This is a genomic window from Cytobacillus spartinae, from assembly GCF_042865285.1.
Classification (GTDB): domain Bacteria; phylum Bacillota; class Bacilli; order Bacillales; family Cytobacillaceae; genus Robertmurraya_A; species Robertmurraya_A spartinae.
In genome coordinates, this window is record NZ_JBIACK010000020.1 from 1 (window position 1) to 12,561 (window position 12,561).

Consider the following 12,561-nt stretch of genomic DNA (forward strand, 5'->3'; position numbering starts at 1 on the left):
TTGGTTTTAGGAGTTTTAAGCGTTTTAGAGCAAAGATATTATTGACACATAAGTATAAAAAAATGGGTGTTCATATTGGATAAGGGTGAAGTAAAATTGACTCCACCCCAACATTTGACGTTGAACCATTAATCAGAGGATAGATTTAAGGTTTTCTCATGCTTTTTCCAGCTATTTCTTAATAAAACATGATCAATTCTTTTCTATTCTGGAGGAAATGAAACAAATTTCAACTTATATGAAACAATAAAGAAAATATATGCACGAAACTAAAAGAGATATGCACGAAATTAAAAATATATGCACGTTTATCACAAATTCACGTTTATCATTTCAAACAGTTGAGTCTTAATCAGATAAACGGTTGAATTAATCGACGCCCCACAAATTAAATCAATTAATGAATTCAACTCCAAATATACTAGCTCCGTTAGTAGACGCACCTTAAATAGTAAACGCCCCCTATCCAATAAACAAAATTTAAACACCTCCTAACACCAAAACACCCAACTTCTTTCCCAAAAAAACTACCAATTCTCATTTTTAATAGCACGTACGGGTTTGAGATGTCAAAAAAATGGGGAAATTATTAGAGTGTTGTTAATTGCAACGGATTAAGGACTTCATGTATAATTAAAGTCAAATATAGTCAAAGTCAGATAGGAGGGGGTTAGGTGAAAAACATCTCCGATATCATTGAACAATACTTAAAACAAGTATTGGATTTGAGCGAACGAGAACATGTGGAAATAAAAAGAAGTGAAATCGCTGATAAATTTCAATGTGTACCTTCTCAAATAAATTATGTAATCAACACGCGATTTACAATTGAAAAAGGGTATCTCGTTGAAAGTAAACGAGGTGGCGGGGGATATATCCGCATAATGAAGGTACAGTCTTATGATGATGCTCATCTTATTGATCAAATACTCTCCCTAATAGAAAACCGTATCCCTCAGAATACAGCTGAGAGTGTCATTTTTCGCTTGGTTGAAGAAGATGTTATATCTAAAAGAGAAGCGAAAATCATGCTTAGTGTGATCGATCGGTCCGTTTTATATATAGACCTTCCTTATAGAGATGAACTTCGGGCAAGGATGCTGAAGGCCATGCTTACTAGCTTGAAATATAAATAAAATGTCTTTATTATACAACCCCAAGTAGGGGGGCTCATAATTTTAAAATTATATATGAAAGGTCTTAGCTGGAGAGGTGAATATTTGTGATATGCCAAGAGTGTAATGAAAGACCAGCAACTTTACATTTTACGAAAATTAATAATGGAGAAAAGACCGTTTTCCATTTATGTGAAAGATGTGCTCAAGAAAAAGGTGAGAGCTTTATGCTTGGCAGTGGTGGCGGGTTTTCTATTAATAATCTTTTAGCAGGCTTGTTAAATATGGATAGTACGTTTAAACCTTCTACTAAAGAACCTATTTATCAGGAGCAAATACCTCAATGTGAGGTTTGCTCGATGACGTTTCAACAGTTTATAAAAGTAGGTCGTTTTGGATGTGCCAATTGCTATGAGGCGTTTAATGAACAACTTAAGCCTATATTGAGACGTTTACACAGTGGAAATTGGACTCATAATGGGAAGATTCCTATGCGTATAGGTGGAAATATCCACCTTAGAAAAAACCTTGATGAGTTAAAACAGAAATTAAAAACTCTTATTACAACAGAAGAATTTGAAGAAGCAGCAGGAGTTCGAGATGAAATTCGCTCTTTAGAAAAAAAGTTAGCAACTTTTAAAGAGGGAGGGGAATAATTTTGTCTTTAGAACGCTTTATCAATCAGGCTATTAGTTCCTGGATGAGTTCGGAGGGACCAGACTCAGACATCGTGTTGAGCTCCCGAATTCGGTTAGCTAGGAATATAAGTAAATATAAGTTCCCTACTTTATTTTCAAATGAGGAAGCAAAAGCTGTTGTTGAAGATGTGGTAGAGAGTGTGAAAAACCTTGAGCTCAAAGAACTAGGGGAACTTGAACTTTTAAAAATGGATGAATTACAGCCTCTACAAAAAAGAGTATTGATGGAGAAGCATTTAATCAGTCCGCATCTAGCAGAAAACTCAAGCTTCGGTGCTTGCTTACTTTCACAAAATGAAGAAGTGAGCATTATGATTAATGAAGAGGATCATATTCGAATACAATGTTTATTCCCAGGATTTCAAATAACGGAAGCCCTAGAAATGGCTAATCAACTTGATGATTCCATTGAAAAGAACGTAGACTATGCTTTTGATGAAAAAATAGGATACTTAACAAGCTGCCCAACAAATGTTGGTACAGGTATGAGAGCATCCGTAATGATGCATCTTCCAGGTCTAATCCTTACTCAACAAATGAATCGTATTATTCCAGCTATTAGTCAACTTGGTCTAGTGGTTAGAGGAATTTATGGGGAAGGCAGCGAAGCATTAGGGAATATTTTTCAAATATCTAATCAAATCACACTTGGAAAATCTGAAGAGGACATCGTAGAAGATTTGAAAAGCGTGGTAGGGCAGTTAATTTCTCAGGAAAGATCTGCTCGGGAAGCATTAGCAAAAACTTCGAACATACAATTAGAAGACAGAGTCTATCGCTCTTATGGAATTTTATCTAACAGTCGGATCATCGAATCAAAAGAAGCAGCTAGCTGTTTATCAGATGTTCGACTTGGAATAGATATGGGTTATATAAAAAATATCTCCAAAAACATTTTAAATGAATTAATGATCCTCACTCAGCCAGGCTTTTTACAACAATATGCAGGAGGTCCGTTGCGACCGAATGAACGTGACATTAGGCGTGCTTCATTTATTCGTGAAAGATTAAATATGGAAAACTAAAATTAGTAGGGAGGACGAAAACATGATGTTTGGACGCTTTACAGAGAGAGCCCAGAAAGTTTTAGCATTAGCACAAGAAGAAGCTATTAGACTAGGTCATAATAATATAGGAACAGAGCATATTTTACTAGGACTTGTACGTGAAGGAGAAGGAATCGCAGCTAAAGCATTATATGCACTTGGCTTAGGTTCTGAAAAAATTCAAAAAGAAGTAGAAAACTTAATCGGCAGAGGGCAAGATGCTTCTCAAACCATTCATTATACGCCTCGAGCAAAGAAAGTCATCGAGCTTTCGATGGATGAGGCTCGTAAATTAGGTCATTCATACGTAGGTACAGAACATATCCTTCTAGGATTAATTCGTGAGGGCGAAGGGGTAGCTGCACGAGTGTTAAATAATCTGGGCGTTAGTCTAAATAAAGCTCGTCAGCAAGTATTACAGTTACTTGGAAGTAGTGAGTCGGGCAATCATCAAGGAGGCTCAGCGGCAAGTGCAAATACACCAACACTTGATAGTTTAGCAAGAGACTTAACAGCTATCGCGAGAGAAGGTAGCCTGGACCCTGTAATTGGGAGAAGCAAAGAAATTCAGCGTGTCATTGAAGTGTTAAGTCGTAGAACGAAAAATAACCCGGTGCTTATTGGGGAACCTGGTGTAGGGAAAACAGCCATCGCTGAAGGTCTTGCTCAACAAATCATCAACAATGAAGTGCCAGAAACTTTACGTGATAAGCGCGTTATGACACTGGATATGGGTACAGTTGTTGCTGGTACAAAATATCGTGGTGAATTTGAGGATCGCTTGAAAAAAGTTATGGATGAAATTCGCCAAGCAGGAAATATTATTTTGTTCATTGATGAGCTTCATACATTAATCGGAGCTGGTGGGGCAGAAGGTGCAATTGATGCATCGAACATCTTAAAGCCATCATTAGCTCGTGGAGAACTTCAATGTATTGGTGCTACTACACTTGATGAATATCGTAAATATATTGAAAAAGATGCTGCACTAGAGCGTCGTTTCCAACCAATCATGGTTGATGAGCCATCTGCTGAAGAATCTGTTCAAATTTTAAAAGGATTACGCGACCGCTATGAAGCACATCACCGTGTATCGATTACGGATGCTGCCATTGACGCAGCGGTTAAGCTTTCTGATCGTTACATTTCAGATCGCTTCCTTCCGGATAAAGCCATCGACCTGATTGATGAGGCAGGATCAAAGGTACGTTTACGCTCGTATACGACGCCTCCGAACTTAAAAGAACTTGAAGCGAAGCTTGAGGAAGTTAGAAAAGAAAAAGATGCGGCAGTTCAAAGCCAAGAGTTTGAAAAGGCAGCTTCATTAAGAGACTCTGAACAACGATTCCGTGAGCAACTAGAAGAAACGAAGAAGACTTGGAAAGAAAAACAAGGCCAAGAAAATACAGAGGTAACGGTTGAAGATATTGCTCATGTTGTTTCTAGCTGGACTGGAATCCCAGTATCTAAATTGGCTCAAACTGAAACAGAAAAACTGTTAAACCTTGAAGATATTCTACATTCAAGAGTCATTGGTCAAGAAGAAGCTGTTAAAGCTATTTCTAAGGCAGTCCGCCGTGCGCGTGCTGGTCTTAAGGATCCAAAGAGACCGATTGGTTCATTCATTTTCCTAGGCCCAACTGGTGTAGGTAAAACAGAACTAGCTCGTGCCCTTGCTGAAGCCATGTTCGGTGATGAGGATGCAATGATACGTGTTGACATGTCTGAGTACATGGAGAAGCACTCTACTTCAAGACTTGTAGGGTCACCTCCAGGGTATGTAGGATATGATGAAGGTGGACAGTTAACTGAGAAGGTTAGAAGAAAGCCTTATTCGGTTATCTTATTAGACGAAATTGAAAAGGCTCACCCGGATGTCTTTAATATTCTTCTTCAAGTGTTAGAAGATGGTCGTTTAACAGATTCTAAGGGTAGAACGGTTGATTTTAGAAACACTGTGTTAATCATGACCTCTAACGTAGGTGCCGAAGCGTTAAAACGTAACAAATACGTTGGCTTCAATATCCAAGATGGAGAGCAGGATTATAAGGATATGAAAGGAAAAGTGATGGAGGAGCTGAAAAAAGCATTCCGTCCTGAGTTCCTAAACCGTATTGACGAAATTATCGTCTTCCATTCTTTAGAGAAGAAGCAATTAAAACAAATAGTTACACTCATGTCTGAGCAGTTAATCAAGCGCTTAGGTGAGCAAGAAATCACACTTGAACTTACAGAAACTGCGAAGGAAAAAATCTCTGAAGAAGGATATGACCCAGAGTATGGTGCTCGTCCATTAAGAAGAGCGATTCAAAAACATATTGAGGATCGCCTATCCGAAGAGCTATTGAAGGGAACGGTGTTGACAGGGCAAAGTGTCATCATTGATATTGAAAATGGTGAGTTTGTTGTCAAAACCGGTCAGCCAGTAACAAAATAATACAACATCAGGAGGTACACGTAAGCATATCGTGTACCTTTTCCTTTTTAAAAGTTGTATAACAATGTTGGTAATCATAATTAATGAAAAAATATAGAAGTATAACAAATAAAATGGATTTTATTAACATAACAATAAAATGAGAGTACTTTATTATTTTTCTCCTGATATGGTACTTAGGTATATGTTCCTCTATCATCCAAGCGGATTATATTTTTGAAATCGAATTCCATGCACGTTCGTATAAAATACGATAATATTTTTTTAAAATCCTTAATAATAACCTCTTAACATTTCCCAAAATTTGCGCTTAATTCCTAATAATAAAAGCCTAGAGAGGAAGAAACACATGGCAAAAATTAAAACAAAATTTATGTGTCAAGAATGCGGATATGAATCTGCAAAATGGATGGGGAAATGCCCCGGATGTGGACAATGGAATACGATGGTGGAGGAAGTAGAGAAAAAGGCAACTGGTAGAAGAACGGCTTTTACCCATTCAGAAGGTTCAACCATCATGTCAAAAGCAACGCCCATTACCGCCATTGAAACCATTAGTGAACCGAGAATCAAAACAGATCTAAATGAACTAAATAGAGTCCTAGGTGGGGGAATTGTGAAAGGCTCCCTAGTATTAATTGGTGGGGACCCTGGGATAGGGAAATCAACTCTCCTCTTACAGGTTTCATCTCAATTAGCTAACAAAAATGAGTCCGTTTTATATATATCTGGTGAGGAATCCATGCGACAGACAAAACTTAGGGCTGACCGTCTTGGTGTAGCTTCTGAGAAGTTATTAATATATTCACAAACGGATTTACATGAAATAACACGTACGATTGAAAAAGAAGACCCGAATTTTGTTATTGTGGATTCCATCCAAACGATTTTTCACCCAGATGTAACATCAGCCCCTGGAAGTGTGTCACAGGTAAGAGAGTGTACAGCGGAGCTTATGAGATTAGCGAAAACAAAAGGAGTGGCTATTTTTATAGTTGGGCATGTTACAAAAGAAGGCTCTATAGCAGGGCCAAGACTATTAGAACATATGGTTGATACGGTGCTCTATTTTGAAGGTGAGAGACACCACACCTATCGAATCCTTAGAGCGGTCAAAAATAGATTTGGATCAACCAATGAAATGGGTATCTTTGAGATGAAGGAGTTTGGCTTAGAAGAGGTAGAAAATCCTTCAGAGATATTTCTAGAGGAGCGTTCTCAAGGTGCTGCGGGTTCCACGGTTGTTGCCTCAATGGAAGGAACGCGCCCTGTTTTAGTAGAAATTCAAGCGCTTATCTCCCCTACAAGTTTTGGGAATCCAAGAAGAATGGCGACAGGAATTGATCATAATCGTGTCTCTCTTTTAATGGCCGTCCTTGAAAAAAGAGTAGGGATGTTATTACAAAATCAAGATGCTTACCTTAAGGTTGCTGGTGGAGTGAAATTAGATGAACCTGCCATTGATTTAGCCGTTGCGGTAAGTATCGTTTCTAGCTTTCAAGATAAGCCATCGCGAGCGACTGATTGTATTATTGGAGAGGTAGGCTTAACGGGAGAAGTTAGAAGGGTTTCGAGAATTGAACAGCGGGTTCAAGAAGCAGCAAAACTAGGGTTTGAACGCGTTATTCTGCCTGCTAACAACTTAGGAGGATGGAAAGGTCCAAAAGGGATTGAGATCATTGGTGTTAAGTCAGTTAACGAGGCACTTAAAGCAACGTTAGGAGGATAAATACGTGGATCAGAGAAAGCGGAGCGAAACTACCATGAGTGAAATACTGCAGTTCGTTGCTCCAGGTACACCGATCCGAGAAGGGATTGATAATGTACTTCGTGCGAAAACAGGTGGACTGATTGTTTTAGGCTGTAATGAGAAAGTTAAAAGCATTGTAGATGGTGGCTTTCAAGTGGATTGTCCATTTACACCTAGCTTTTTATATGAATTGGCAAAAATGGATGGAGCGATTATTTTAAGCGAAAAGGGAAATAAGATTCTGATTGCAAACGCCCAACTAGCACCAGATCAAAACATTCCATCAACCGAGACGGGAATGCGTCATCGAACAGCTGAACGTGTAGCAAAACAAACCAAATCACTTGTAATCGCCATTTCTCAGCGTAGACATGTCATCACATTATATAAAGGGGATTTCCGCTATGCTCTTAGAGAGATAGCAGTAATCCTTACAAAAGCAAACCAGGCCATTCAAACACTAGAAAAATATAAAGTAGTATTAGAACAGAGTATATCAAACTTAGGCATCTTGGAATTCGAAGAGATTGTAACCTACAGTGATATTTTAAAAGTCATTAATCGCTTTGAAATGGTCCTTAGAATAAAAAATGAACTTTTAACTTATTTGAGTGAGCTAGGTACGGAGGGGCGACTTATCAGGCTACAAATGAATGAGCTCTTAACAGATATGGAGTCAGAAGCGGCGTTAATCATAAAAGATTATGCAGCAAATAAACAAGTAAATCCCATTGAAATTATTAAGAAGCTACAAGAGATGTCCTATGGAGATGTTTTAGATGATACAGATGCACTCAAGCTGTTAGGATACAACGGCTATATCCATATTGATGAATTCAAATGTCCCAGAGGGTATCGAATGTTAAATAAAGTTCCTAGACTCCCTCCCATTATTATTGAAAATCTAATTGAAAGATTCGAAGAGCTACCAAAAATCATTAAAGCTACCGTGGAAGAATTAGATGATGTTGAAGGGATTGGAGAAGTAAGAGCTAGAAAGATTAAAGAAGGCTTAAAATTAATTAGAGAACAGTTATTTGCGGACCGCCAACTTTAATAGAATTTAAAAAGTGGTTCTTCTTTGGAGAACCTTTTTTTCCTAAAACGCGTCTATTTATATAGGGGCTATTTTCCCAATTTGTATGGAGTCATCGGTTCTAGAATAATTGTTAAAGGTATACATTTGACACTTTATTTTTACGGTGCTACCCTTAGGTTGAGAACAAGTATATTCTCACAAAGATTATTGTCTATTTTTAGCACATATTGTTATATTTAAATAATATTTATTTCGATTTCATTACAAAGCTAAAATAATGTGTAATAATAGGTTTCATTTTACAAAAATTGTTTATAATGATTAAAAGGAGGTGAAGGAATGTTAAAACGTATCGTTCAAGCCTGCTTCCTTATTATAGGTGGTACGCTAGGTATATTTTTAATATCTGATCTATTAACATTAATTTCTTTAGATGACATTCCGTTTTTAAATAATCATTATGTGACCGCTATTTTAGGTGCTATTATTTTTTATCTTATTACTTTTTGGGCGGTTGATTATGTCGTTAACTTCGTAAAGTGGGTAGAGGAGTCTCTAGTTAAGGCCCCAATTACGGATATTATTTTTGGTAGTGTAGGTCTTGTATTCGGATTGCTCATAGCTTTCCTAATTGGGTATGCACTAAATATGATTGAGGTCCCGGTCATTAATACAGTTGCTCCTATATTACTAACCTTATTATTTGGTTATTTAGGTTTCCAAGTTGGTTTTAAAAAGAGAGACGAGTTATTGACTTTATTCTCAAAGAATAAGAAGAAATCTGGCGAAGAAGAAGAGGTAACCGTTGTAAGTGCCAACACCCTTAAAATATTGGATACAAGTGTTATTATTGATGGACGAATTGCTGACATCTGTCAAACTGGTTTTCTTGAGGGTACTATCGTCATTCCGCAATTTGTATTAGAAGAATTACAGCATATCGCAGATTCTTCAGATGTTCTAAAACGAAATCGAGGGCGAAGAGGATTAGATATCCTAAATCGTATTCAAAAAGAGCTTTCAATGAACGTAGAAATTTATGAAGGCGATTTTGAAGAAATTCAAGAAGTAGATAGCAAACTTGTTAAGCTTGCCAAACTGACAAATGGAATGGTCGTTACCAATGATTTTAATTTAAATAAAGTGTGTGAACTTCAAAAAGTTGGGGTTCTTAACATTAATGACTTGGCAAACGCAGTTAAACCAGTTGTTCTTCCAGGTGAAGAAATGAATATCCAAGTTATTAAGGATGGAAAAGAACACAATCAAGGCGTTGCTTATTTAGACGATGGAACAATGATTGTAGTAGAAGATGGACGTGACTATATCGGTAAGCATATCGATGTAATTGTAACGAGTGTACTACAAACATCTGCTGGTAGAATGATTTTTGCCAAGCCCAAGCTTCTAGAAAAAGCATTATAATGAAAACAAATAGTTTGAAATCCGGAAAAAGCCCTTTGTGGCTTTTTCTTTGCGAAAATCATATTTTTTATTAGGAAAGAAAGTTTAACATTCTCCAAGCTAGACTGGTGCCTAGCTCCAGTTTTTACGGCGCTGATCATGGCGCTTGCGCTTTTCTAATACGACGGTTCTAAAATAAGTTTTAGTAGATAGGGTGTTAGGTATGGCCTACAAAGTCATTATTCCTGCAGCAGGTCAGGGTAAAAGAATGGGAGCAGGTAAAAATAAGTTGCTTCTTGAACTGAATAACGTTCCAATCTTGATTCATACATTATTCGTATTTGAAAATGATGAAACATGTGATGGAGTTATTCTCGCTATTTCAAGTGAAGATGAAAAATCTTTTAAAACGCTTTTGCAAACCTATCAGATTAAAAAAGTACAGGCGCTTGTTCCAGGGGGAAAGGAGCGTCAGCACAGTGTTTATAACGGATTAAAGGAAATTGGCTCGGAAGGAATTGTTCTTGTTCATGACGGTGCAAGACCTTTTGTTGACAAGAAGCAAATTCACCAGCTAGTCGAAGTTTCGAGTAAAGAGGGAGCAGCTGTCCTAGCAGTTCCTGTAAAAGACACGATTAAGAGGGTGAATCATTCCGAAGTGGTTGAAACCGTTGAACGTTCTAGCTTGTGGGCCATTCAAACCCCGCAAGCTTTTCGTGTTTCATTATTGGTAAAAGCTCATAAAAAAGCTGATGAAGACAACTACCTCGGGACGGATGATGCAAGCTTAGTAGAGCGGATTAACGAACCTGTAAAGATAGTTGAAGGCAATTATGATAATATAAAGATTACGACTCCAGAGGATTTATATTTTGCAGAAGCGATTATTCGAAAAAGACAAAGTTAAACATATATAACTGTTATTTAAGGAGGATTATTATGTTTCGAATAGGACAAGGATTTGATGTTCACCAATTAGCAGAAGGTCGTCCGTTAATTATTGGTGGTATTGAAATCCCTTATGAAAAAGGACTTTTAGGACATTCAGACGCAGATGTGTTATTACATACGATTGCTGATGCTTGTTTAGGAGCAATTGGTGCAGGTGATATCGGAAAACATTTTCCAGATACAGATCCAGCTTTTAAGGATGCAGATTCTGCGAAGCTTTTAGAGCACGTATGGGCATTAGTTCGGGAACAAGGTTATGAGTTGGTCAATGCGGATTGCACCATTATTGCACAAAAGCCCAAAATGGCACCTTATATTGAACAAATGAAGGAAAGAATAGCGGGATTACTACAATGTAACCCTGAACAAATTAATGTAAAAGCAACGACAACGGAAAAGCTAGGTTTTACGGGAAGAGGAGAAGGAATCGCTTCTCAAGCAGTAGTATTACTAAGTTCGATGAAATGATATATCGAAAAAGTAAATTAAGTACTTACACAATTATTTCCCAAGTAATAATTGAGGGTTCTCCACGCTCTACATACAGACTTGCTATTTTACAATAGTACTAACCTTCAGGTGGATGGTTGAAAAAATAATTACACTTTATTCGATAAAACCAGAGTGATACAATAATCTGGATTAAAAGCAGGAGGCAATGATTATGACAAACGATATTCGTGTACGTTACGCTCCGAGTCCAACGGGACATTTACATATTGGTAATGCACGTACAGCATTATTTAATTATCTTTTTGCAAAAAGCCAAGGCGGTAAATTCATTATTCGTATCGAGGATACAGATAAAAAACGTAATATCGCTGGTGGAGAAGAAAGCCAATTAAAATATTTAAAATGGCTAGGAATGGAATGGGATGAAAGTGTGGATGTGGGTGGAGAATTTGGACCATATCGACAATCTGAGAGAAATGATATTTACGCGAAATACACAAGCGAGCTTCTTGAGAGAGGGGCAGCTTACAAGTGCTACTGTACTGAAGAAGAGCTTGAAGCAGAAAGAGAAGCACAATCTGAGCGTAATGAAATGAGCGGCTATTCAGGGAAGTGCTGTAACTTAACAGATGAAGACAGAAACCGCCTAGAAGGGGAAGGAAGAGTCCCGAGCATTCGTTTCCGTGTACCTAATGGCAAGGTTTATACCTTTGATGATATGGTTAAAGGAGAGGTTTCCTTTGAATCTGACGGAGTCGGTGGCGATTTTGTTATTGTTAAGAAGGACGGAACACCTACTTACAATTATGCGGTTGTAGTAGATGACTACTTAATGAAAATCTCTCATGTTCTTCGTGGAGATGACCATATTTCGAATACTCCAAAACAATTAATGATCTATGAGGCACTGAACTGGGATGCACCGGTTTTCGGACATATGACTTTAATTGTGAATGAAAGTAGAAGAAAGTTAAGTAAGCGTGATGAATCCATCATTCAGTTTATTGAACAATATGAAGAGTTAGGGTATTTACCCGAAGCGTTATTTAACTTTATTACGCTATTAGGCTGGTCTCCATCTGGAGAAGAGGAGATCTTCTCAAAAGAAGATTTTATTAAAATCTTTGATGCTAGTCGTCTATCTAAGTCACCAGCGTTATTTGACAAGCAAAAATTAGCTTGGATGAACAATCAATACATGAAACAACAAGACTTAGATACAGTGGTTAAGCTTGCCCTTCCTCATTTAATTAAATCGGGAAGAGCGACAGAAGAGACACAGTGGGTACGAGACCTAATTGCCCTTTATCATGACCAAATGAGTTTCGGTGCTGAGATTGTGGAACTATCAGATCTATTCTATAAAGATGATCTAGAGTTTGATGAAGAAGCAAAAGCTGTTTTGGCTGAAGAGGGTGTAAATGAAGTATTAGCTTCTTTTAAAAACGAGGTTGAAAAGATTGAGCAGTTTACCGGAGACGAACTTAAAGCAGCTATAAAAGCTGTTCAAAAACAAACTGGACAAAAGGGTAAAAAATTGTTCATGCCAATAAGAGTAGCCACTACAGGTCAAACACATGGTCCAGATCTTCCAAAAGCGATCGCTTTATTAGGAAAAGAAAAAGTAATTCAACGCTTAGCAAGCATTATTAGTTAACAAATTGGAAA

General features: G+C 37.6%; 10 protein-coding genes. All 10 read left to right on the plus strand.

Annotated elements, in window-relative coordinates; translation table 11 throughout:
- The first annotated feature begins 674 nt into the window (after window positions 1-674).
- The 10 genes from ACFYKX_RS24815 (at window position 675) to gltX (ending at window position 12,550) form a co-directional block, all read left to right on the plus strand.
- On the plus strand, window positions 675-1,136 hold the full coding sequence (locus ACFYKX_RS24815; RefSeq protein ID WP_389364635.1) for a CtsR family transcriptional regulator: 462 nt from the start codon (window positions 675-677) through the stop codon (window positions 1,134-1,136).
- A gap of 86 nt (window positions 1,137-1,222) precedes the next feature.
- Window positions 1,223-1,771, plus strand: coding sequence for a UvrB/UvrC motif-containing protein (locus tag ACFYKX_RS24820; protein WP_389364637.1), 549 nt, complete (start codon window positions 1,223-1,225; stop codon window positions 1,769-1,771).
- Between the two features lie 2 nt (window positions 1,772-1,773).
- Window positions 1,774-2,838 (plus strand): protein arginine kinase, encoded by a 1,065-nt coding sequence (locus tag ACFYKX_RS24825; RefSeq protein WP_389364639.1) that lies wholly within the window; start codon window positions 1,774-1,776, stop codon window positions 2,836-2,838.
- A 22-nt stretch (window positions 2,839-2,860) separates the two neighbouring features.
- Window positions 2,861-5,296, plus strand: coding sequence for an ATP-dependent protease ATP-binding subunit ClpC (gene clpC / locus ACFYKX_RS24830; RefSeq protein WP_389364641.1), 2,436 nt, complete (start codon window positions 2,861-2,863; stop codon window positions 5,294-5,296).
- Window positions 5,297-5,645: 349 nt separating this feature from the next.
- The gene (gene radA, locus ACFYKX_RS24835) at window positions 5,646-7,025 is read left to right on the plus strand and encodes a DNA repair protein RadA (protein WP_389364642.1); all 1,380 of its coding nucleotides are present in this window, start codon (window positions 5,646-5,648) and stop codon (window positions 7,023-7,025) included.
- Window positions 7,026-7,029: 4 nt separating this feature from the next.
- Complete coding sequence (gene disA, locus ACFYKX_RS24840) at window positions 7,030-8,103, plus strand: DNA integrity scanning diadenylate cyclase DisA (protein ID WP_389364644.1); 1,074 nt, start codon at window positions 7,030-7,032, stop codon at window positions 8,101-8,103.
- Between the two features lie 321 nt (window positions 8,104-8,424).
- Window positions 8,425-9,510: a PIN/TRAM domain-containing protein gene (locus ACFYKX_RS24845; protein ID WP_389364646.1), complete on the plus strand. Its 1,086-nt coding sequence runs from the start codon at window positions 8,425-8,427 to the stop codon at window positions 9,508-9,510.
- 202 nt (window positions 9,511-9,712) lie between these two features.
- Window positions 9,713-10,396 (plus strand): 2-C-methyl-D-erythritol 4-phosphate cytidylyltransferase, encoded by a 684-nt coding sequence (gene ispD, locus ACFYKX_RS24850; RefSeq protein ID WP_389364647.1) that lies wholly within the window; start codon window positions 9,713-9,715, stop codon window positions 10,394-10,396.
- A gap of 32 nt (window positions 10,397-10,428) precedes the next feature.
- Window positions 10,429-10,908: a 2-C-methyl-D-erythritol 2,4-cyclodiphosphate synthase gene (gene ispF, locus ACFYKX_RS24855; RefSeq protein WP_389364649.1), complete on the plus strand. Its 480-nt coding sequence runs from the start codon at window positions 10,429-10,431 to the stop codon at window positions 10,906-10,908.
- 196 nt (window positions 10,909-11,104) lie between these two features.
- On the plus strand, window positions 11,105-12,550 hold the full coding sequence (gltX, locus tag ACFYKX_RS24860; protein ID WP_389364651.1) for a glutamate--tRNA ligase: 1,446 nt from the start codon (window positions 11,105-11,107) through the stop codon (window positions 12,548-12,550).
- Window positions 12,551-12,561 lie beyond the last annotated feature (11 nt).

Bases quoted from the DNA above. Each gene is read 5' to 3' on its own strand.
- clpC (WP_389364641.1), top strand. From the start codon at position 2,861: ATGATGTTTGGACGCTTTACAGAGAGAGCCCAGAAAGTTTTAGCATTA.
- radA (WP_389364642.1), top strand. From the start codon at position 5,646: ATGGCAAAAATTAAAACAAAATTTATGTGTCAAGAATGCGGATATGAA.
- ACFYKX_RS24845 (WP_389364646.1), top strand. From the start codon at position 8,425: ATGTTAAAACGTATCGTTCAAGCCTGCTTCCTTATTATAGGTGGTACG.
- ispD (WP_389364647.1), top strand. From the start codon at position 9,713: ATGGCCTACAAAGTCATTATTCCTGCAGCAGGTCAGGGTAAAAGAATG.
- ispF (WP_389364649.1), top strand. From the start codon at position 10,429: ATGTTTCGAATAGGACAAGGATTTGATGTTCACCAATTAGCAGAAGGT.
- gltX (WP_389364651.1), top strand. From the start codon at position 11,105: ATGACAAACGATATTCGTGTACGTTACGCTCCGAGTCCAACGGGACAT.